23 protein-coding genes are annotated in these 23648 nt (G+C 27.6%); 19 read left to right on the top strand and 4 right to left on the bottom strand.

Annotated features, from left to right (window positions below):
* Positions 1-7: 7 nt before the first annotated feature.
* Positions 8-1144: an AI-2E family transporter gene (locus tag ACFYH6_RS14550; RefSeq protein WP_416178243.1), complete on the bottom strand. Its 1137-nt coding sequence runs from the start codon at positions 1142-1144 to the stop codon at positions 8-10.
* Positions 1145-1298: 154 nt separating this feature from the next.
* Between ACFYH6_RS14550 and ACFYH6_RS14545 the strand changes: the two genes are divergently transcribed.
* The 18 genes from ACFYH6_RS14545 to ACFYH6_RS14460 all read left to right on the top strand — a co-directional run bounded on the left by ACFYH6_RS14545 (position 1299) and on the right by ACFYH6_RS14460 (position 19767).
* The gene (locus tag ACFYH6_RS14545; RefSeq protein WP_316342143.1) at positions 1299-1886 is read left to right on the top strand and encodes an NUDIX hydrolase; all 588 of its coding nucleotides are present in this window, start codon (positions 1299-1301) and stop codon (positions 1884-1886) included.
* 98 nt (positions 1887-1984) lie between these two features.
* Positions 1985-2950, top strand: a complete 966-nt coding sequence (locus ACFYH6_RS14540; RefSeq protein ID WP_316342144.1) for an alpha/beta hydrolase — start codon at positions 1985-1987, stop codon at positions 2948-2950.
* Between the two features lie 153 nt (positions 2951-3103).
* Positions 3104-3655: a GNAT family N-acetyltransferase gene (locus tag ACFYH6_RS14535; RefSeq protein ID WP_416178244.1), complete on the top strand. Its 552-nt coding sequence runs from the start codon at positions 3104-3106 to the stop codon at positions 3653-3655.
* 353 nt (positions 3656-4008) lie between these two features.
* Positions 4009-4758, top strand: a complete 750-nt coding sequence (gene sufC, locus ACFYH6_RS14530; RefSeq protein ID WP_316342146.1) for a Fe-S cluster assembly ATPase SufC — start codon at positions 4009-4011, stop codon at positions 4756-4758.
* A gap of 17 nt (positions 4759-4775) precedes the next feature.
* Positions 4776-6185 carry a Fe-S cluster assembly protein SufB gene (sufB, locus tag ACFYH6_RS14525; protein ID WP_316342148.1) on the top strand — a complete coding sequence of 470 codons (1410 nt, stop codon included), beginning with the start codon at positions 4776-4778 and terminating at the stop codon, positions 6183-6185.
* The gene (gene sufD, locus ACFYH6_RS14520; RefSeq protein ID WP_416178245.1) at positions 6185-7291 is read left to right on the top strand and encodes a Fe-S cluster assembly protein SufD; all 1107 of its coding nucleotides are present in this window, start codon (positions 6185-6187) and stop codon (positions 7289-7291) included. The genes sufB and sufD overlap by 1 nt, the downstream gene beginning before the upstream one ends.
* Positions 7284-8513 carry a cysteine desulfurase gene (locus tag ACFYH6_RS14515; protein ID WP_416178246.1) on the top strand — a complete coding sequence of 410 codons (1230 nt, stop codon included), beginning with the start codon at positions 7284-7286 and terminating at the stop codon, positions 8511-8513. The genes sufD and ACFYH6_RS14515 overlap by 8 nt, the downstream gene beginning before the upstream one ends.
* A gap of 6 nt (positions 8514-8519) precedes the next feature.
* Complete coding sequence (gene sufU, locus ACFYH6_RS14510) at positions 8520-8954, top strand: Fe-S cluster assembly sulfur transfer protein SufU (RefSeq protein ID WP_416178247.1); 435 nt, start codon at positions 8520-8522, stop codon at positions 8952-8954.
* Positions 8955-9183: 229 nt separating this feature from the next.
* On the top strand, positions 9184-10518 hold the full coding sequence (locus ACFYH6_RS14505) for a hemolysin family protein (RefSeq protein ID WP_416178248.1): 1335 nt from the start codon (positions 9184-9186) through the stop codon (positions 10516-10518).
* Positions 10519-10600: 82 nt separating this feature from the next.
* Entirely contained in the window at positions 10601-11044 is a 444-nt protein-coding gene (locus ACFYH6_RS14500) for a DUF2383 domain-containing protein (RefSeq protein ID WP_416178249.1), read from the top strand.
* A gap of 72 nt (positions 11045-11116) precedes the next feature.
* Entirely contained in the window at positions 11117-11353 is a 237-nt protein-coding gene (locus ACFYH6_RS14495; protein ID WP_316342154.1) for a DUF1292 domain-containing protein, read from the top strand.
* Positions 11354-11758: 405 nt separating this feature from the next.
* Entirely contained in the window at positions 11759-11989 is a 231-nt protein-coding gene (locus tag ACFYH6_RS14490; RefSeq protein ID WP_316342155.1) for a hypothetical protein, read from the top strand.
* Between the two features lie 82 nt (positions 11990-12071).
* On the top strand, positions 12072-12821 hold the full coding sequence (locus ACFYH6_RS14485) for a hypothetical protein (protein WP_416178250.1): 750 nt from the start codon (positions 12072-12074) through the stop codon (positions 12819-12821).
* Between the two features lie 168 nt (positions 12822-12989).
* A complete protein-coding gene (gene zupT / locus ACFYH6_RS14480; protein ID WP_416178251.1) occupies positions 12990-13793 on the top strand; it encodes a zinc transporter ZupT in 804 nt (267 codons plus the stop codon).
* A 211-nt stretch (positions 13794-14004) separates the two neighbouring features.
* Positions 14005-15171 (top strand): AI-2E family transporter, encoded by a 1167-nt coding sequence (locus ACFYH6_RS14475; protein ID WP_316342158.1) that lies wholly within the window; start codon positions 14005-14007, stop codon positions 15169-15171.
* A gap of 286 nt (positions 15172-15457) precedes the next feature.
* The gene (locus tag ACFYH6_RS14470) at positions 15458-16405 is read left to right on the top strand and encodes an AAA family ATPase (protein WP_416178252.1); all 948 of its coding nucleotides are present in this window, start codon (positions 15458-15460) and stop codon (positions 16403-16405) included.
* 4 nt (positions 16406-16409) lie between these two features.
* Complete coding sequence (locus ACFYH6_RS14465) at positions 16410-17507, top strand: DUF58 domain-containing protein (protein WP_416246465.1); 1098 nt, start codon at positions 16410-16412, stop codon at positions 17505-17507.
* Positions 17508-17769: 262 nt separating this feature from the next.
* Positions 17770-19767 carry a transglutaminase-like domain-containing protein gene (locus tag ACFYH6_RS14460; RefSeq protein ID WP_416178254.1) on the top strand — a complete coding sequence of 666 codons (1998 nt, stop codon included), beginning with the start codon at positions 17770-17772 and terminating at the stop codon, positions 19765-19767.
* A 217-nt stretch (positions 19768-19984) separates the two neighbouring features.
* On the opposite strand, the gene ACFYH6_RS14455 is transcribed toward ACFYH6_RS14460, so the two are convergent.
* The 3 genes from ACFYH6_RS14455 to ACFYH6_RS14445 form a co-directional block, all read right to left on the bottom strand.
* Positions 19985-20797: a TPM domain-containing protein gene (locus tag ACFYH6_RS14455; RefSeq protein ID WP_416178255.1), complete on the bottom strand. Its 813-nt coding sequence runs from the start codon at positions 20795-20797 to the stop codon at positions 19985-19987.
* A 2-nt stretch (positions 20798-20799) separates the two neighbouring features.
* Complete coding sequence (locus ACFYH6_RS14450; RefSeq protein WP_316342163.1) at positions 20800-21369, bottom strand: LemA family protein; 570 nt, start codon at positions 21367-21369, stop codon at positions 20800-20802.
* Positions 21370-21447: 78 nt separating this feature from the next.
* Positions 21448-22350 (bottom strand): prenyltransferase, encoded by a 903-nt coding sequence (locus ACFYH6_RS14445; protein ID WP_316342164.1) that lies wholly within the window; start codon positions 22348-22350, stop codon positions 21448-21450.
* Between the two features lie 200 nt (positions 22351-22550).
* Between ACFYH6_RS14445 and ACFYH6_RS14440 the strand changes: the two genes are divergently transcribed.
* On the top strand, positions 22551-23585 hold the full coding sequence (locus ACFYH6_RS14440) for a galactose ABC transporter substrate-binding protein (protein WP_316342165.1): 1035 nt from the start codon (positions 22551-22553) through the stop codon (positions 23583-23585).
* Positions 23586-23648 lie beyond the last annotated feature (63 nt).

The following is a 23648-nucleotide window of genomic DNA, read 5'->3' as shown; positions in this document are numbered from 1 at the left end:
CACTTCCTTAAATTTTTACTTCTTTTTTATTTAATCTTTTATTAGTATAATCCTTAATAAGCTGGTAAGCTACACTGAATAGAGGAATTCCAATTAGCATTCCAATTAATCCTAAAGTACTACCACCAACTAACATTGCAAGCATTACCCATATTGCTGAAAGTCCAACAGAATTACCTACAACCCTTGGATAAATAATATTTCCTTCAAATTGTTGTAAGCATAAAATAAATACTATAAACCATAGGGCTTGTATAGGGTTTATTATAAGAATTAGGAATACAGCTGGAATTGTTCCTATAAAGGCTCCAAAGACAGGAATTAAAGCCGTTACCCCTATAAGAACACTTACTAATAATGAATATGGCATTTTAAAAATAGTCATTCCAAGGAAACATAAAACACCTAAAATAACTGCTTCAATACATTGACCAGTAATAAATTTAGCAAAAGTTGTATTTGTAAGTCTACCTATACTTAAAATTTTATCTACAATAGTATGGTTTAAAAATGCATATAATACTTTTTTAATTTGATATATTAAAGTTTCTTTACTAGCTAACATATATATAGTTAATACTAATGATAATATAAAGTTTATAAATCCACTAGTTATAGAAACTGTGGTATTTAAAATACCAGTAAATGAGGTGCTTAGGAAATTAGCAAAATATTTTAATAGCTCTTGCCATGTATTCATTAAAGTATCATAAATATTTTGTAATATCTCTGTAGAAGAAAGATATTGGTTTAATAATTTTTCAAAGGAATCAATATAACCAGGTACTGCATCAAGTAATGTAGAAAGACTTGAAGCTATTTGTGGAACTACAAAAAGAATTAAAGCTACAATTAATCCTATTACAGTTACAAATGTGGCTAATATAGATAAGGGTCTTTTAAGACCTCTAACAAAGCTAGATTTTTCCTTGTCTAAAAAATTAAAAACTTTATCTTCAAAAAACTTCATTGGTAAATTTAATACAAATGCCATAGCAAAAGCAGTTATAAAAGGACTAATAATACCTATAATACTACCTAAAGCTACCATTACCCATTTGATATTTAACAAAATAAAATAAAGAATAAGTAAATATGTTCCTAATAAAAGATTTTCTTTAAATTTTTTATTTATTTCTTTCAAACTCAATATCCTCCAATGTGTAAATTAGTATAATATATTAATTTTAAAACAATAATAGAAGGAATACTAGTGATAAAGTTGAATGAATTGTAAAATAAAAGTAAAATATAAGTAAAAGGTATAATTAAACTATAGCTATAATGGAGATGAAAAAATGAGTAGAGTTAAAAAAATTAGAGTATTATCCCAAAATAAGTTTTTATCATTATATAGTGCAGACTATATTAATAAAAAAGGAAATTTAAAAAATTGGACAATAGCCTCAAGAAAGGATTTAGAAAGCCTAGAAAATAAATTTTTTAAAAATGAAGAAGATAAAATAGATGCAGTTGTAATAATTGCAGAGCATATAGAGGAAAAGAAGTTAGTTGTTATTAGGCAATTTAGAGTACCTATTAATGATTATGTTATAGAATTACCAGCTGGATTAGTTGATGGCAATGAAGGCTTTGAGGAAGCTGTAAAGAGAGAGCTTAAAGAAGAAACAGGCTTAGACCTTATAGAAATAGATAAGGAAGGAACAAGTGAGAAAGTCTATGTGTCAGTAGGAATGACAGATGAGTCCATAGCCTTAGTGAAATGTACATGTAAAGGAATTATTTCTAATGAAAATCTAGAAGAAGATGAAGATATAGAAGTAATTATGCTTAACAAAGAGGAGGCAAAAGAACTTATTGCTTCAAAGGAAAATATAGATGTAAAAGCATTACTAGCAATTCAAAATTTTATATTAAATTCTTAGTATAGGAGCTGCTTCAGCTCTTTATTTTTATATAAAGATAAATAAATTTAATAAAAGGAGGAAATATAATAAGTATCATATTTTAAGAGGTACAACAAATGATAAATGAAAAATATATAATGAATTTTGGAATGGATGAAGATGTTGTTTGTGATGTTAAGAAAAAACTTTCATATATAAAATCCTGTGGGAATTTTAGAGGAGAGAAAAATAATAAAATATATTTTGAAAAATATAAAGTGAAAAATGAAAAGGGAAGAATAGTAATTTCACATGGATTTACAGAATGTATAGAAAAATATTATGAATTAATATATTATTTTACCAGTGAAGGATACTCTACATTTATTATGGAGCATAGAGGCCATGGAAGATCAGGATGTTTAGGAAAAAATAATACACAAATAAATGTTGAAGATTTTAATTATTATGTTAATGACTTGAAGTTATTCATAGATAAAGAGGTATTAATAAATAAAAAAAAGGAGTTATTTTTATTTTCCCATTCTATGGGTGGTGCAATTGGAATTATGTTTCTTGAAAAATATCCTGAATATTTTAAGAAAGCTATTTTATCATCACCTATGCTACAAATATCTGTGGGAAAAGTTCCGAATTTTTTAGCACGGACCTTAGCTAAATTTCAATTACTAAGGGGAAAGGGAGATGAATTTATTTTAGGTAATATGCCTTATGATAGTACTTATGATTTCTTTTTAGCATCTACATCAAACGAAAGTAGATATGAATATTATTATAGAGAGATAGTTGGAAATGGAAAGTTGCAACGAGGTGGAGGATCTTATAGATGGCTTTATGAATCTCTAAAGGCTATTAAAAATATATTAAAAAAGAAAAATATAAATAAAATTAATGCTGAAGTAATACTATTTCAAAGTGGAAGAGATGATTTAGTAGGAGCTAGAGGAATAAATAAGTTTATTAAAGGATGTAATAAAGCAAAATTAATTAAATTTAATAAGGCAAAGCATGAAATATATTTAGAGAATAATGATATACTAGAAAAATATCTAGATACAATATTTGAATTCTTAGAAAAGTAGTTTTATATAAATCTGAATAAAATGAGGTAAATATCATGTGAGTGTGACTTGGAGCTTGCGAGGTCGCAAGGAATATAATATTTATATCCTTTTTATTAACAACTTTAAGATTATTTAAATATGATAATATAGATGAAAAAGGGAGGGGTAAAATTGGAAGAAATACTAAAGCTTAAAAATAAATCTGGTAACATAGTTAATGCTAGGTACAAAATTTTAAATTTAAATAATATAGATGAAATAATAGAATTACAAGAAGTAATTATTAATGGATTAGAGGATAAGCAATTATATGCTCCCACTGAAAGAGAGGAATTTATTAACTACCTAAAAAGTGGAGGCAAAATAATTGGATATGTAGATGAAGAAGATACTTTAATTGCAATGGCTGTTTATGTGAAAAAAGGATATGAAAAGGGAAATTACGGATATGACTTAGGATTACAAGGAGAACTGTTACTTAAAGTTGCACAAGTTGAATCTACAGTTGTTAGAAGTGATTATAGAGGAAATGGACTTCAAAGAATATTATGTAAAAAGATAGAGGAGATAGCAAAGGATGATAAGGTAAAATTATTAACATCTACAGCATCACCATATAATAAATATAGTGTTGATACATTTAAAAAATTAGGATATGAAATCAAAAAAGACAAGATTAAATATGGTGGATTAAGAAGGTATGTTTTAGCTAAAGAAATATAAAAGATCTTCTGAAGGTTATAAACATGAAAATATTTATATAATGGTATTTAAATTACTAGAAATATAGTTATTCAGAAACTCGAAAGAGTTTCTTTTTTTTATAGTAATTATATTAGAAGATTATTATAAAGTAATAATAAATATGATATTTGCACCTTTTTTGTATAAATTGAAATAAAAATTAGCAATATAAAGCTAATATAACTTAATAATATATAATTGACTATTATGTACTATAATAATTTAAAAAAAAGTTGATTAATTCTTAGTAATTTAGTATGATATAGTTAATTCAGACTAAAATGATAAGATTTAAATGAAATAAATGATAACTGTAACAAGGAGATGTAAAAATGAAGGATATTTTATTAAATATAAATGGATTAAAAACAGCTGTAGAAGGTAAAGAAATATTAAAAGGACTTGATTTAAAGATTAATAAAGGTGAAATTCATGTAATTATGGGACCAAATGGAGCAGGGAAATCTACTCTAGCTAACATTTTAATGGCTCACCCAAAGTATGAAAGAGTATCAGGAGAAATTACTTTTGAGGGTGAAGACATTACAGAACTTAAAACTGATGAAAGAGCTAAGAAAGGCTTATTTTTATCTTTTCAAACACCTGAAGAGGTTCCAGGAATAACAGTGGAAAACTTTATAAGAAGTGCAAAAATTGCAAAAGAAGGTCAATTAATTAAATACTTAAAGTTTGATAAGGACTTAAAGAACAATATGAAGGAATTAAAGATGAATCCTGAGTATGCAAAAAGATATTTAAATGTAGGATTTTCAGGTGGAGAGAAGAAAAAAAATGAAATACTACAAATGCTTATGTTAAATCCTAAATTAGCTATATTAGATGAAACAGATTCAGGATTAGACGTAGATGCAGTTAGAATAGTATCTGAAGGGATTAAAATGTTTGCTAATGAAGAAAATGGAGTTTTAATAATAACTCATAACAATAAGATTCTTGAAGGATTAAATCCTGACTATGTTCATGTTTTAGTTAACGGAAAGATAGTTAAAACTGGAGATGCTAGTTTAGCAGATGAAATACAAAAAAATGGATATGAAGCTTTTAAAGCAGAAGCTATGTAAAACGGAGGTGACTTACTTTGGAAATTAAAAAGAAGACTTACGTTGAAGATGTAGAAAGAGGAATTTACGACGTAAAAAATGAAGATAAATTTGAATTCAAAGCAGATAAAGGCTTAACAAAAGAAATAGTAGAAACTATTTCTAAGGAAAAAAATGAACCAGAATGGATGAAAGATTTTAGATTAAAATCTCTTGATATATATAATGAAATTAAATTACCAACTTGGGGACCATCCTTAGATGAGTTAGATATGGATAATATAGTAACATATGTTAGACCAAAATCTAAGCTAAATGGTACTTGGGAAGAAGTTCCTGAAGAAATTAAAAAAACCTTTGACCTTTTAGGTATTCCAGAAGCTGAAAAGAAATCACTAGCTGGAGTAGGAGCACAATATGACTCTGAAGTTGTTTACCATAGTATAAAAGAAGACTTAGTAAAACAAGGTGTAGTTTATACTGATATGGAAACTGCTGTAAGAGAATATGAAGATATAGTTAAAAAGTACTTTATGAAATGTGTAGCTCCAAGTGATCATAAATTTGCAGCTCTACATGGAGCAGTTTGGTCAGGTGGATCATTTGTTTATGTACCTAAGGGAGTACATGTAGATATACCACTACAATCATATTTTAGATTAAATTCCCCAGGAGCAGGACAATTTGAACATACGCTAATAATAGTAGAAGAAGGAGCAAGCTTACACTTTATAGAAGGATGTTCAGCACCTAAGTATAATGTTACTAATTTACATGCTGGATGTGTTGAATTATTTGTAAAAGAAGGAGCAACTTTAAGATACAGTACTATAGAAAACTGGTCTAAGAATATGCTTAACCTAAATACTAAGAGAGCAATAGTTGAAAAGAATGGTAGAATTGAATGGGTATCAGGTTCATTTGGTTCAAGAATTTCTATGCTATATCCAATGAGTATATTAAAAGGAGAAGGAGCAAGAGCAGAATTTACTGGAGTATCATTTGCTGGTAAGGGACAAAATTTAGATACTGGAGCAAAAATAATTCATGCAGCACCAAATACTTCATCAACAATTAATTCAAAATCCATTTCAAAAAGTGGAGGAAATGCAACTTACAGAGGTGTAGTTAAGGTAAATGCAAATGCTCATAATTCTAAATCAGTTGTATCTTGTGAATCATTGATGTTAGATAATATTTCTAAGTCAGACACTATTCCAGTTATAGATTTGATGAATGATGATGTTGAAATAGGGCATGAAGCAAAAATCGGTAAGATTAGTGATGATGCTATATTCTACTTAATGAGTAGAGGTATTTCCGAAGAAGAAGCTAAAGCAATGATAGTAAGAGGATTCGTAGAACCTATATCAAAGGAATTACCATTAGAATACGCAGTAGAAATGAATAACTTAATTAAGCTTGAATTAGAAGGGAGCATAGGATAATGAATAATAGTATAAGTTTTAATAACATTAATAAGACTCCTGTAAGAACTAAAAGCTGGTTAAAGGTTAATGATATAACATTAAAGAATTATGATGCTCCTGAAATTGGAGAGTTTAATAATTATAAAGTAACTGGTAATGGTTTTGAAGGCGTTACAATAGAAGAATTAAAAAAAGGAAAAGTATTTCCATTAAATAAAAAATTTATTTATGGAGCTTCAGAAGAATTAGTTAATCAAGGAGAATTTGATTTTAATAAAGGCTTTCTTATTAGTATAGATAAAAGAGCAAAGATTGAAGAACCAATAATTTTAGAATTCAATATGGATAGGGAAAATAGTACTTTAGTTGATAATATTTTAATAGTGGCAGAAGAAGATTCAGAGGCAAAGATTATTATTAAATATAATTCAATGGATGATGTTAGCGGATATCGTAATGGAGTATGTAAAATTTTCAGTAAAAATAGCAGTAATATACAAGTTGTTAAAGTAAACTTATTAAACAATAACACTGTAAATATAGATTCAAATCTTTCAGATATTAATAGTTATGGAAATGTTGATTTTGTTTCAATAGATTTAGGAGGAAAGGTTAGCATTACAAATTATCATGGAGATTTAATTGAAGATAGTTCAGAAAGTAATTTAAGTTCAATTTATCTTGGTGGAGATAAAAAAATAATTGATATGAATTATGTAGTTACTCATAAAGGAATAAGAAGCAAATCTCAAATTACAACAAAAGGTGCATTAAAGGGAGAAGCAAGTAAAATCTTTAGAGGAACTATAGATTTCAAAAGAGGAGCATCTAAGAGTGCAGGAGCAGAAGAAGAGTACTGTATGCTATTATCACCAAAAGCAAAAGCAAAGGCACTTCCATTATTATTATGTGAGGAAGATGATGTATCAGGGGAACACGCAGCTGCTTCAGGAAAAATAGATGAAAATAAATTGTTTTATTTAATGAGTAGAGGATTAAGTTATAGTGATGCAAGAAGAATAATAATTGAAGGGGCATTCAATCCTATAATAGATAAGATAGTAGATGAAGCAACAAGAAATGAAATTTTAGCTGCTGTAAAGGGATGTTTAGACAATGAATAATAGAGAGTTTTTAAAAGATTTTCCTACTTTAAGCAAAGAAAAGAACGGGAAAAGAATAGCATACTTAGATAGTGCTGCAACAACACAAAAGCCTAAAGTTGTTATAGATGCAATTAAAAATTATTATGAAAATACAAATGCAAACCCTCATAGAGGCGCTTATGAATTAAGCGTCCTTGCTACTGAGGCATACGATGAAGCAAGAGAAAAATTAAGAAAATTTATAAATGCACAATATCCTGAAGAAATAATTTTCACTAAAAATGCAACAGAAGCTTTTAATTTATTAGCTATGTCTTATGGAATGAATTTTATAAATGAAGGTGATGAAATTGTAATTTCTATTGCAGAGCATCATTCTAATTTAATTCCATGGCAAAATGTAGCTAAGGCAAAGGGTGCAGTTTTAAAATATATGTATACTGACGAAAATGGTGAATTAACAGAAGAAGAAGTTCATTCAAAAATTACTGATAAGACTAAAATAGTTAGTATAACACATGTATCTAATGCTTTAGGAACTATAAATCCTGTTAAAGAAATAGCAGAATATGCACATTCTAAAGGAGCTATAGTAGTAGTAGATGGAGCACAAAGCGTTCCTCATATGAAAGTTGATGTAAGGGATATAAATGCAGATTTTCTAATTATAGCAGGACATAAACTTTTAGCACCAATGGGAATTGGAGCTTTATATGGTAAAAAAGATTTATTAGAAAAGATGCCACCTGTATTATTTGGCGGAGATATGGTAGAATATGTATATGAGCAAGAAACTACCTTCAATGTTTTGCCATATAAGTTTGAAGCAGGAACTCAAAATGTAGAAGCTGCTGTAGGTTTATCAAAGGCAATAGATTATTTAAACGAAGTAGGCATGGATAATGTTGAAAAGATAGAGAAAGAGTTAATGTCTTATGCTTTAGAAGAAATAAGTAAATTAGATTATGTTAAGATATATGGACCTAAAGATATTGAAAAAAGAGGAGGAGTTCTATCCTTTGAAATAAAGGGTGTTCATCCACATGATGTAGCTTCAATTTTTGATACAGTTGGAGTTTGTATAAGAGCTGGAAATCACTGTGCACAACCTCTTATGAGATATATGGGTATAAATGCAACATCAAGAGCAAGTATTTACTTCTATAATACTAAGGAAGATATTGATAGGTTAGTTGAAGCAATTAAAAAAACATATGATATGTTTTCAAAGTGGAGGTAAAGTTTAATGGACTTAAATGAAATTTATACAACTCTTATAATGGAGCATAGTACATCAAAACACAATAGAAGAAAATTAGAAAAAGTAGATTTATCAGAAAGAGGACACAATCCAAGTTGTGGAGATGAAATTACTCTAGAAGTAAAACTAAATGGTGATATTATAGAAGATTTAGCATTTTCAGGTCAAGGCTGTGCTATTTCACAAGCATCCACTTCAATGATGATAGATTTAATTAAAGGTAAAAGCAAAGAAGAAGCTTTAAAATTAGTAGAAACTTTTATTGGAATGATAAAAAGAGAGATAGATGATGAGGAGCAATTAGAAGAATTAGAAGATGCAATTGTCCTTAAAAATATATCAAATATGCCAGCAAGAGTAAAATGTGCAGTTTTAGCATGGCACACATTAAAAGAAGCAATGGAAAAAGATAATAAATAATAATTTATTACAGAAAAATCATTTTATAAATTTAAAATGATTTTTTTGCTTTTACTAGTTTATGTAAGACCTCGTTATAATGAGGTAGAGGTAATTATAAATATATATATGAGAATAATTACTAATATTGAGAAAATTCAGGAACTATATAAAAAATACAAATTTGAAACAATAATATGAACTGTGATAAAATGAAAATATTACATTAAAAATAAGGAGAAATGAGTAAATGGAAGGAAGTCCCGGGAGTAGTTTTATTTTAATTTTAATTTTAGTAGTTGTTAATGCATTTTTTGCATCTGCTGAAATGGCCATAGTGTCATTAAACAAAACTAAGATAAATATTTTAGCTGAGGAAGGAAATAAAAAAGCAAAATTATTAAAAAATGTATTAAAGGATCCAAATAAGTTCTTATCAACAATACAAGTTGGAATAACATTTGCAGGATTCTTCGCATCTGCATCAGCAGCAACATCAATATCCTATAGTTTTGCAAATATCTTAAAGAATATAAATGTTCCTTATTCAGAAAGTATTGCATTAGTTTTGACAACACTTGCTATATCTTATATTACTTTAGTTTTAGGAGAGTTAGTGCCAAAAAGAATAGCACTTCAAAATTCAGAAAAACTAGCTATGTCATATATAAAGCCAATAAACTTTATTTCAAAATTAACCAAGCCTTTTGTATGGTTTTTATCATTTTCAACAAATATAATTTTGAAAATAATTAGAATTAACACTGAAGGTATAGAAGAACAAATTTCAAGAGAAGAAATTAGAAGTTTAATAGAAATAGGTGAAGAAAATGGAGCTATAAATCCATCAGAAAGAGAAATGATAGATGGAATTATTGAATTCGATGACACAACAGCTAAAAAAATAATGACACCTAGAACTGAAACATTTTTATTAGATGTTAATGAAAATATAAGAGATTGCATTAAAGACATTTTAGATGAGAACTTTTCAAGAATACCTGTTTATGAAAATGAAATAGACAATGTTATAGGAATATTGCATATGAAGGATTTATTTGCAAGTATAGTTGAAAAGGGAATAGATAATGTTAAAATAAGGGATTTATTAATAGAACCATGTTTCTTTATTGAGACTAAGAATATTGATGATTTATTTAAAGAGTTAAAAGAAAAAAAATCTTACATTGCAATATTAATTGATGAATATGGTGGTTTTTCAGGGATAGTTACAATGGAAGATATCATAGAAGAAGTTATGGGAGAAATCTTAGACGAATATGATGATAACCTAGATATAGAAAAAATAGATGATTATAATTATATAGTAAGTGGATTAATGTCTATTGATGATATAAATAATTATTTAGATATTGAATTAGAGTCTGAAGTAGCAGATACTATAGCTGGTTTATTTATTGAAAAGCTTGGAGAAATACCAACTTCTACAAAGGATTGTGAAATTAGCCTTGGTAATTTAAAGTTAAAATTATTAAAGCTAGATGATAAGAGAATTGATAGAATTCAAATAATAATGAATCATAATATTCAAGAAGAAGCAGTTTGTGATGAAGATGATTTATAAATAAAAAAATAAATAAAAAATAAATAAAAAATGTATAAACTCCTCTATGTTTCTAAAAATAACATAGAGGAGTGTTTTTATTATGAAAGATAAAGTTTTAAAAGAATTAAATAAAGAATTAGAAGGAGTAATAATGGGAGAAAATCAAATTATAAAACTTCTAGAAAAAGCAAAGGATTATAAAGTAATCGAATTACTAGATAACACCTTAAAGATAGCAGAGAAAAATAAATTTGCCATTACAGAAGAAATAAAAAATTTAGGCGGAAAGCCTACCAAAGATGAAGGTACTTGGGGAAAATTTGTAGATGTATTTAATAGTATTAAGGAAATGAATATTGATACAGATAAGGAAATATTACAAACAGGAATTAAAGGAACAGAAATGGGATTTAAAGCTATTTTAGATTTTCTTATAAAAGAAGCTGATTTAAATGAAGCTTTTAAAAAAGAATTAATAAATATATCAGATGAATATAGTAAAAATATAAAAGAAATGCAAGAATACTTAATACAATTAAATTAAAATCTCACAAATATGTATAAATTTATTTAATGAAAGCAAAATAAAAATAGAAGAATAAAGGAGGGTATACATATGAGTGAAAAAATAATGGCATTTAATGATGAAAATGGAAAAAGGATTGAATATGCAATATTAGAACAAAAGCTTATTTGTGGAAAAGAATACGTTGCAATGGCACCTGTAAAGGATAAATCACATATAGAAATTTATAAAATAAACTTTGATAAAGATTGGAATGAAACTTTAAGTGAAGTAGATTCAGAAACTGAAATTAATATGTTTAAGCAAGTTTCATCCTTAAAATTTTAAATTAAAATTAATTAATAACTGCACCAAAAATGTTAGACAAAATATATCTATCATTTATAGGTGCATTTTTTATTTATTAATTCAATAGAAATCAATTTAATATAGAGAATAAAATAGTGTAGAAGGAGATAGATAATATATTCCGACGACTTGGAGCCTGTAGATCAAAGATAACAAATAGTAATATTAAAAGTCTATATTGTAAACTACATTTCAATAATTCCGAATGAAATGAGGAATTATTTCCTTTAAGATAATAGGAGGATACAAATGTTATATGACGGCGACTTGGAGCTCGCGACGGAGCAAGGAATATAACATTTGTGTCCGGACTTTTTTTTGTGGTCACAAATAAATTTATAGATGAATAGTATAAATTAAAATAATATTAGGAGCAAAGTTTTGATGAATAATTATAACTTAATAATGAAGTTACAAGCAAAAATGCAGGATCCTAGATTTTCAGAAAGATTTAATAGAATAGTATCTGAATTTAATAGTATCCCTGGAGTTCAACAAGAAGTAATGAGAATAGCTCAAATAGACGATGAAAGAAAAAGAGAAAAGGCATTATCTAGGCTTCCAGAGAGAGTTAAAAACTTAGTTAGAGAAGTTTATTCACTACTTAATGATTAAATTATAGTATCTTAAATATTAACAAAAGCAAGAATAGTAGCATATATTGTCTATTATAAGAATATACAAGGAGATAAAAAAGATGGGCACTAATTATGGAAATAATGCTGAAAATTTTGAAGAAATTTTAAGCCGACTTGGAAATGATGAATCTGAATTAACATCCAATACAAATTATGTTGATTCAGAGAATGGATTAGATGACTTTAATTTTTCTGACTTAGAATCACTAAGTTTTCAAGAATTAAATTCTAGATTTAATAATGGATGTAGTAGTAATTTAAATGACATAGATGCTACAAACTTGGGTTTAGGAAGTAATAATGGATGTTCTTCTAGAAATAGTAGTGGTTCATTCAGAAATAATAATGATTCATGTGGAAATAATAATGATTCATGTGGAGTTCTTAATGCTAGGGAATGTTATGAAAAGGGATTAAGAGAAGGATTAGAACAAGGATTTATAAGGGGATTTTCTAGAGGAAAACAACAAGGGAGAGAAGCTGGATTAAGAGAAGGTTTTAATGCTGGTTTAGAAAGGGGCTTAAGTAGATCAGAGGAATTAGCTAGAGCAGCTTATCAAAAAGGTTTTAGATGTGGATATCAAAAAGGCTTTAAATGTGGGTATCAAAAAGGTTTTAGAGAAGGCTTTAATGCTGGATTTGAAAAGGGTACAAGAGAAGGATTTAATAATGGATTTAGGACAGGCTATAATAAGGCTTTGAGAGATGTAACTAGAGCTATTAATAATTTATCTTGTAATGCAAACAATGTAAGCACTGCATCAAATGAAAATGGAAATTCTAATTCATGTTGGAGAAGTTGTCAATAATATAAAATAGTTACTTTATATAAATTGATTTTAAAATTTATACAAGCTAAAAAAGAGTTGATTATTATATTTAGTCAACTCTTTCTTTAAATATTAATGTTTGAAATATAAGGAAAATAAGTGTAAAATTAAAGTATATTAAATATACAAAGGTTAAGGGGGGAATGCATGAATAATGTAGTATTAGCTTTTTTGATAACTTTATTTGCTGGACTTGCTACAGGTATTGGAAGTTTAATAGCTTTTTTAGCTAAAAGCACAAATAAAAAATTCCTATCAGTTAGTCTAGGATTTTCAGCAGGCGTTATGATATATGTTTCCATGGTAGAAATATTTGTTAAGGCAAAGGATTCTCTAGTATTAGCTAGGGGAGAAAAACTAGGTAATTGGATAACTGTTATATCTTTCTTTTTAGGGATGTTATTAATAGCCATAATTGATAAATTTGTTCCAAGTGGGGAAAACCCTCATGAAGTAAGATTAATTCCATCAGAAGAAGCAGAGGAAGAAAAAAGTAGACTTGGATTATTAAGGACAGGAGTTTTTACAGCAATAGCAATAGCTATACATAATTTTCCGGAAGGGTTAGCAACCTTTGTATCAGCTTTAAATGATATGAAAATTGCTATTCCAATAGCAATAGCAATAGCTATACATAATATACCAGAAGGAATATCTGTATCAGTTCCTATATATTTTGCCACAGGAGATAAAAAGAAAGCTTTTATATATTCATTTTTATCAGGGATGGCAGAGCCAGTTGGAGCCATATTTGGATATGTGTTATTAAGAAATTTCTTTAATGATTTATCTTTTGGAATAATATTTGCAATGGTTGCAGGTATAATGGTATTTATATCACTAGATGAATTGCTACCAGCAGCTAAGGAATATGGAGAACATCATTTATCCATATATGGATTAATACTAGGTATGATAGTAATGGCAGTAAGTTTATTATTGTTTATATAGTAAACAATGAATTAATGAAAAATGAAAGAATTAAGAACTAATTCTACATTTTAAATTTTGAGCTGTTTTATACAGCTCAATTTTTTATCTAATGTAGTTATAAATATTATATTAAATAATGAATAAACAATGAATTTTAGAAAAAGTATAAAAATTATATGTAAAATGAATTATAATAATATAGAAAATAAATATAAAAGTGAGGTTAGAGATGAAATTAAATTGGAATAGCAAATATACAACTATAGCTATATATTCTTTCCTAGTGGCAGTTTCAGTTATTTTATTTTATTTAGCAATATCACAAGTATCTATATTTACTGATAAATTAAATTCAATAATTGTTATATTACAGCCATTTATTATTGGTTTTTGTATAGCATATATAATTAATTTTCTTTATGAATTTTATAATGATAAGATTTTTAAATCAAAATATATTAAGAAAATAAAATTAAAATCTACAAAAGGACTATCTATTTTACTTTCATATATAACTGCTTTTTTTATAGTTGGAATGGTAGTAAGATTTTTATTACCACAGGTTATTGATAGTATTATTGGTTTAGTTAACGATATACCTATGTATATAACAAATACTACAGAGTTTTTTAGTGATATTATTAAGGATCTACATATAGAAGAGCAATATTCAAATATTCTTATTGATCATTTTAATAACTCAGTAAATTCTATTATTAAATTTATTACTAATTTAATTCCTGCTTTAGGAGGAATTGTAGCAAAAATTGCTTCAAGTATATGGAACGTAATATTAGGTATTATAGTATCTGTATATTTGTTAATTGATAAAGAAAAACTATGTGCTTTAACTAAAAAAATAACTTTTGCTCTTTTTAATGAAAGATATGCTAATAGCTTAATAAGCTTAGCACATAAGAGTAACTATACTTTTGGAAGATTTTTAATAGGTAAAATAATAGATTCATTAATTATTGGAGTATTAACTTTTATTATATTAACTATATTTAAGATGCCATATACTGTATTAGTATCTGTGATAGTTGGGATAACTAATATTATCCCATTCTTTGGGCCATTTATAGGTGCGATACCGTCCTTTATAATTATTCTATTTGTTTCACCTATTCAAGCTTTATGGTTCTTATTAATAATATTATTTATTCAACAATTAGATGGAAACTTAATAGGTCCTAAGATATTAGGAGATACTATTGGAATATCAGCCTTTTGGATTTTATTTTCAATTTTAGTTGCAGGTAAGCTATTAGGAATAGTAGGAATGGTTATTGGAGTTCCTTTATTTGCAGTATTCTATTCTATAGTTAAAATATTTATAGAAGGTAGATTAGAAAAAAAAGGACTTAAGACAGAAACAGAAGATTATATGAAATAATTAAATAGAAAGATTATAATTAACATAATCTAAAAATCCCAATGCTGTGGTTTTCTAGTAACAGAAAATTAGTATTGGGATTTTTTATATAAATTCATTAAAAAACATAGGCTTTTTGGGAAAAAATATAAAAAATGTAAATTATATATTGACATAATGTTAACTCCATACCATAGTATAATAAACGGGAAAAATAAAAATCTATATAAAAAGGGTATTTAAATAATTCTATTAGCAACTATAAGATTAACTAATAGGATAATAATTTATAAAAATAAGGAGGACTATGGATAATAATAGAAAAATTGCAAAAGAAATGATCTCGCAATTAAATAAAGTTATTTTAGGAAAGGAATCATTTATTTTTGAATTAGTATCTGCTGTATTAGCTAATGGTCATATATTATTAGAAGATATACCAGGTGTTGGGAAAACAACCTTAGCATTAGCAGTTTCAAAATTAATGGGCCTACAGTGGAATAGAGTACAGTTTACACCAGATGTACTTCCATCAGATTTAACTGGATTTTCTATATATAGAAGAGAAACAGAGAAGTTTGTTTATCAACCAGGAGCTGTGTTTTGTAATCTTCTTTTAGCTGATGAAATTAATAGAACATCTCCAAAGACACAATCTGCGCTTTTAGAGGTTATGGAAGAAATGCAAGTTACAGTGGATGGAGTTACTAGAGATGTTCCTCTTCCATTTTTAGTTATTGCAACACAAAATCCCTTAGGAACTGTAGGAACTCAGCCTTTGCCACCTGCACAAATGGATAGATTTTTAGTTTGTATGACTATGGGATATCCTGATTTTGAAAGTGAGATGTTAATGGCTAAGGAATTAGATGGAGGAAAGAGAACAGAAAAATTAACTCCTATTGCTAATTCAGAAATATTAGTAAAGATGCAAAAAGAAGTAGAAGAGGTTTTTGTAAATGATATTATTTATGAGTATATTGTAAGATTAATTACTGCCACTAGAAATAGTGAGTATCTAAATATTGGAGTAAGCCCAAGAGGAACTATTTCACTTGTAAAGATTTCTAAAGCAGCAGCTTGGTTAAAGGGAAATGATTTTGTATCTCCATCTGAGGTATATGATTTATTTCCAGCAATAGCAAGACATAGAGTTCAAACTAGTGCAAAGGCAAGAATTGATGGAATTGATAAAGAGGAAATTTTACAAGGAATTTTAAAGAATATAGAAATGCCATCATTTAAAAGGAAGTGATTAAGTGAGAAAAATAATATATTTTATCTTTCTTATAGTTACTTTTTACTTAGCAGGAAGACATAAATTGAAAACATTAATTTTATTAGTTTTCTCAGTATTAATTTTATTTATAATTCTCTTTTTAACAACTAAGTATTTTCAAAAAAATATAGATGCTGAAATAGAAGTAAGTAGTAGAAAAGTAAAAAAGGGAAAGATTATTAAAGGGAGTATAGTAGTAATTAATAAAAGCTTGCTTCCAATTACACGCTTTACTATAAAGGTAGAATACTTCAATAATAAAGTATTAAAGTCTGCAGTAAAAGTTATAAAAGGATATGTTCCTGCAAATAGTACAACAAAAATGGAATTTCAGATAAAATCTAAATATTGTGGGATTTTAGATTTGAAAATAAAAGAAATTAAAGTGTATGATTACTTTTTATTATTTAAAAGGAAGAAAAAAATACAAATTCATAAGGAAGTTTTAATATTACCTTCTGGATATCCACTTAAGAGTGATGTTCAAAGTAATGATTATATATACTTTCCATTAGAAGAGGGAAGGAATTCAGAATCATTAATGAATCAACCACCAGAAATATTATGGATTGATAAATATAAGTATGGAGACTCTATGAGGGATATACATTGGAAATTAAGTGCTAGAAATGATGAAATATTAAGCAAAAAATATTCCTCAGATATACAAAACAGAATTACATTTTTTATAGATTTAAGGACAGAAAAAGATATAAGTATAGAAAGAAAAGATGTTTTTTATGAATTATGCTCATCTATTTCTCTTGGACTAATAGAAAATAAAGTATCATACATAGTAAGATGGTATGATATAAAAAATATGAGTATGGTAGAGGAATTAGTTAGAACAGAAGAAGATTATATAAATATGATAGAAAACTTAATGCTAAAAGCAGAATTATTTAACGAAAAGTCTGATGATAAACTATTAAATGAAATATATTTATATGAAGATCCTTTTGAAACTACAATAACTTTGAATTTAGAATTTAAATTATTTTTAAATAAAGATTTACTTATGGAGTTTTCAGAAGAAAATTATCTAGATGAAATAGAAAGAAGGTGTTTAACTGTTTAGGTTTATAAAGAAAAAGGCAACTAAAGACAAGGTAGGGGTAGACTTTGAAACAAGTATTTTTACTGTTAAAAAAGAAAGTAGAAATATATTATCAGAATTAATGTTATTTATTAGCTATGTTTCTGGTGTTACTGGAATACTGTATACTATATCTTTTAGCCCATTTTTAACCTTCAAAAAAACACTTGTATACTTTATTTCTATAATTATTTGTAGCATTATTTGGATTTTATATAATAGTAAGAAGATGAAAATTGGAGTAATGATTTTTGTATTATTATTACTATTTAATATAAACTTTTTGAAAGAGCAGTGGAAAAATATATGGACTTTAACTCTTTATAATATAAAGTATCTTAAGAATTTTGATATTACGGAAACTATATTAATTTTTTCTGTAATAGTTGCTTTTATTATATATTGGCTTACCTTTAAAAAAGGAAAAGGATGGCTGATTTATCTAGTTTCAATTGCAGTTATAATAATTGGACCCATTATTGGAAATCCACCTGATATTATTCAAGTATGTTTATTTGTGCTCTTCCATATAGGGACTTCTGTTACAGGTAATATGTTATCTATTAAGAAAAAGAAGAATAAATCTACTACAGAACTTATAAATACAGCAGGAATTGGAGCTTTATTTACAGCTATATTTTTCATATTTTCTTTAATAGTAACGTATAGAATAACTAGTAATCATATGATGACTCTTTTTTCAATACCAATTAAATTAGAAGAAGAAATTAAAGAGATTTCAACAAAATTGAAGGGTAAAAAAGAAATTGAAGGAAGAGTTAGTAGAGGGAATAATAATGCTAAAGGAGTTCAAAAATTAGAAGTAACTGTATCTGAAAAACCAGATGAAATAATTTATCTTAAGAATTTTATAGGTGCAAATTATTTGGATAATAAATGGGAGAAGGACATGTGGTTAAATTATTCAGTTGATGAGAATTTAGAGGATGATAATATAGATGCTCTAAATTATTTCGATAAGCAATTTTATTTAACTCAAAATAATGAGATTGTAGAAAATCAAGGATTATACATAGATTCTACTCAATGGTTAAAAGTAAAGCATCTTAATCCAGAGGAAGAAGGGTTTTACATTCCTTATATTTCTCAAGCTCAGCGTATGAGGAAGATAGAATATGCTTTTTCAACCTACAGTCAGGAAAAATATTTAAATGCACTTAAAAATATAGATAGTCAATCCTTCATGTGGTATAAAGATGTAGAAGAAGAAGAGCATAAGTATGCTAAAGAAAAATATTTGAATTTTACGAGAGAAAGATTCCCAAGACTTTTTGAACTATACCAAGATAATTATATTTATGGAACTGATAATATTACAGAGTTTATAAAAAGTACTTTATGGTCAAAGGCAACCTATACATTATCTCCAGGAATAATACCATTAAATGAAGAAATACCTGAATATTTTTTGTTTGAAAGTGGAAAAGGATATTGTGTTCATTTTGCAACTACTGCAACCTTAATTTATCGTATGTATGGAATACCTGCTAGATATGTTACTGGATATATAGCAAAACCATCTCAGTTTGTAGAGGAGTCAGGAGGCTTATATAAAGCAACTGTTACAGATCGTGAAGCACATGCATGGGTGGAAATTTATAAAGAAGGTTATGGATGGGAAAGGGTAGAAGTAACACCAACTATAAATGAAGTTAGCAGTGAAATAAATGAAGAAAAAAATACTGTTGCTGAAGAAAGAACTAATACTATACCTGAAAGAATTAATGAAGAAGAAATAGATAATGCAGAAAATAACTTAAGTATAAATGAAGATAATAATTCTAATAAAAATTTCAAGATACTTTTTAATATTATAAAGGTACTAGCAATAGTTTTAGGAAGTTTAAGCGCTATAACTGCTATTTGTTATATTGTACTATTAAGAAGAAAGAAAATACTAAAAAAATATAAGAAGTCTTATTCTGATAGGTTAGTTACAAAAATAGTAGAAGTTCTTCAATTTGGTGGATATGTAAAAGAATATACAGGCATGGAACCAGAATTTCCAGAGGTAATTGCAGAAATAGTACCACAACTTAGTATTGAAGAGGCAGAAGAATTAATTAAATCTGCACTTCAAGAAACATTTGGTAATAAACATGTCTCACCTGAAAAAACAAAAAAAGCATTAAATGCTTATAAAAATTCCTGTATTTTTGTATATGAAGGCCTTCCACTGTGGAAGAAAGGATACTTTAAATATATAAAAGCATATTGGTAAAAATGTAGAATGTAAAATGTAGAATTATTGATGTAATTCGAAACGAATTACTAAAAATATATGTTTTAGAAACTCCTAGAGGAGTTTCTTCTTTACTCTACATCATTCACAATTATAAATTAAGTAAGAAACTCCTTTTGGAGCTTCTTACTTAATTATATTTTATAAACTCCCTAAGGAGTTTAATCCTTAATTTTTCATTGTGCGAAGCACACTCCTACCAGCTTCCAGATGATCCTCCACCACCGGAAGAACCACCACCGAAGCCACCAAAACCTCCGCCTCCACCAGAGGAACCGCCACCGAAGCCACCAAAGCCGCCGTGACCGCCTCTTCCGCCTCGTCTATTTCCTCCAGATAAGATTAAAACTTTAATAAGAAAGCTAATAAATCTACCTCTATTAAAAATTAAGTCAATTAATAGAAGAACTCCAAAGAGTCCTAATGAACCCAAGGCAAAAACATTAGTGTCATTATTATTACGTGGAATAGTTATATTTAATGATTTATCTAATGTAACATCATATTCTTCCGCAATTAAATCACTAAAGGCACTATAGCTATCTACTATACCTGTTCCATAGTCATTGGCTTTGAATTTTTCAGTAGCTAAAGACTCCATTACTCTATTACTTAATGCATCAGGAATTGCACCTTCTAGGCCTCTGCCAACTTCAACTCTCCATTTTCTATCATTTATTGAAATTAACATTAGTAAACCATTATCTTTACCTTTTTCACCAATTCCCCAGGTTCTAAATAGATTTAAAGCATAATCTGCAATTTCTCTGCCCTCTGTACTATCTATTATAACAGTAACAGCTTGGGCTCCAGTTTTATCTTCTAACTCTTTTCCAATAGATATTATTTTTTCTTGTTCTTCTTGAGTTAATATACCAACATAATCATTTACATACTTATAATTAGTAGGAGAAGGATAGTTGGTTTCAGCAGAAGCAATTAGAGAAAAACTTATAAATATAAATAGAGAAGATAAAAGAAGTACCTTTAATTTTGAAAATACTCTCATAACTATCTACTAAAATCTACTGATGGAACTTCACTAGCATTATCACTTGCTTTGTAAAGTGGTTTAGCTTCAAAACCGAAAATTGAAGCCACTATATTTGTAGGGAATCTTCTCAATTTAGTATTATAACTAGTTGCTGCAGTATTATAATCTTGTCTTGCAACAGCTATTCTATTTTCAGTTCCTTCTAATTGTATGCTTAAATCTTTAAAATTTTCATTTGATTTCAAATCAGGATATCTTTCAACAACTACTAGTAATCTAGATAAAGCACTTGATAATTCGTTATCAGCATTAGCTTGTTCTGTAATATTAGTAGCACCTGATAGTTTACTTCTTGCATTTGCAATATCAGTAAATATATCTTTTTCTTGAGTTGCATATCCCTTAACTGTATTAACTAAGTTAGGTATTAAGTCAGATCTTCTTTGAAGTTGAGTATCTATATCAGAAGATGCCTTATCAACCTGTTGTTCTAAGCTAACTAAACCATTGTAACTAGATATAATAGGGAAGGCTATTATAGCAATAACTACAACTACAGCTATTAGTATCTTTATTCCATTTTTCATAAAAAACACCCCTTTCTATATATTACTATTATAACATACATAAATAGTATATGGGAAAAAGGATAGTCTTATTAAAGATTATCCTATTAATAATGTAAAAATTAATATTAAAGTAAAACTCCAATGAAGATTATTAGTATAAGGAATTCCTAGCTTTTCAAAGCTACAAACAGCTTTATGTGCTTTTAAGGCAATAGGTAAAGTGATAAAAACTAATAGAGATGTTAAAGGATAAAACCCTGTAAGTACATAAATTAATGTCAATATATATGATCCAAAAACTAAAAATCTATAAATATATCTACTAAATTTACTTCCAATTCTAACACTTAATGTTCCAAGGCTTAAATTAGCATCTCTTTGAAAATCTCTCATTTCATTGCTTATCATTAAGGCAGGAATTAAAAATGATGCAGGTAGTGATAATAAAATAGGATACAAACTTATTTCTTGAGTAAAAGGATAAGAAGCACCTAAAACCATTAAAGGTCCCATTGTTATAAAGGAAAGTGGAACACCTAATCCTTTTCTTTTAAATACAAAAGGTTCTCCAGTATAAGAATAAGCTCCAAATATTCCAATTAATCCTATTAGAAGCATTTTGTAATCAGTTATATAAACTAGATATATACCAATTAGGGAGGCTAGTCCAAAACAACACATTGCCCAAAGAAATACATAAATATCAAAATAACTTCTAGATACACCTAAAAAATTAATTTTTCTGCCAGTAGGTCTGTAATATCTAAAGCTACCTTCAAAGTAATCATTTACTAAATTAGCACCAGATTGAGCTAAGAGCCCAGCAATAGTAACAAGAATAATTAAAAATAAAGTTTTATAATTTGAAAAATCTATTGCCCCTATTTTATATGCAGAAACTATTCCTAAGGTAGTAGAGCCAATAGCAAGAGTTAGGGATAATGGACGAAAGGCCTTCCAAGAATCTTTAATAAATTTAATTATGTAGTCTTTATTCAAAATATCACCTCATATCATTATGCAAGTTAAAATTCTAGCATAAATATATAATTCTTTCAAACAGAAACTTATTTTAATAGTTAAGAATTTCGATATATTTGTTAAGTTTTTCGTATGGAGGTTAATAATGAATATATTTATAATAAATGATGTAAACGGAATCAATAAATGCAATGATTTATGAGAGATGGAGGGTTAATATGAAAAAAGTTAAAAGATTACTTACAATGGCCATGGCAACAGTTATGGTAACAGCTTCATTAGTAGGCTGTGGAGGAAAAGAATCTGGAGATTCAGCAAAAGGAGATAAGGTAAAGGTTGGGGTATGCTTATACAAATTCGATGATACTTATATTTCAACAGTTCGTCAAAATTTAGAAAAACTTCAAAGTGAAAATTCAGATAAAGTTGAATTTACTTTCTATGATGGAAAAGGTGACCAAGCTACTCAAAATGATAGTATAGATACATTATTACAAAAGGATGTTGATTTATTATTAGTTAATTTAGTTGATACAGGAGCTGCACCAACTGTAATAGATAAGATTAAAGCTGCTGAAAAGCCAGTAGTTTTATTTAATAGGGAACCATCAGCAGATTCAATTAAGGCATATGATAAAGCTATATTTGTTGGAACTAATGCAAAAGAAGCAGGAGTTATGCAAGGAGAAATAATTTCAAAGTTATGGGATAAAGATTCAAAGGCTATAGATAAAAATGGAGATGGAGTTTTACAATATGTTATGTTAAAGGGTGAACCTGATAATCCAGAAGCAGTTGCAAGAACTCAATATTCAGTTTCTACTTTAAATGATAAAGGAATTAAAACAGAAGAATTAGCTCTTCAAGTTTGTAACTGGGATCAAGCATTAGCTCAAAACGCTACAGAAGCATGGTTCTCAAAGTTTGGAGAGAAGATTGAAGCTGTAATAGCTAATAATGATGGAATGGCACAAGGTGCTATAGCTGCATTACAAGCTCAAGGTTATAACAATGGTGATGCTGCAAAAACTATTCCAGTAGTAGGTGTTGATGCAACAGCAGCAGCTCAAGACTTAATTTCTAAAGGATTTATGGTAGGATCAGTTTTACAAGATGCTGAAGGAATGGCTAAGGCTTTATATGAAACAGGAATGAATTTAGCAGCTGGAAAGAGTGCTGTAGAAGGAACTTCATATAAGTTTGATGAAACAGGTGTTTCTGTACGTATTCCATATCAACCATACATTAAATAATATGTAAATAAATTTTTTCTAAACTGCATAGTATATTTTTACTATGCAGTTTAATAAATAATA

The sequence above is a fragment of the Clostridium sp. HCS.1 genome (genome assembly GCF_047900555.1).
Lineage (GTDB): Bacteria > Bacillota > Clostridia > Clostridiales > Clostridiaceae > Clostridium.
This window is presented reverse-complemented; position numbering and strand designations above follow the sequence as displayed.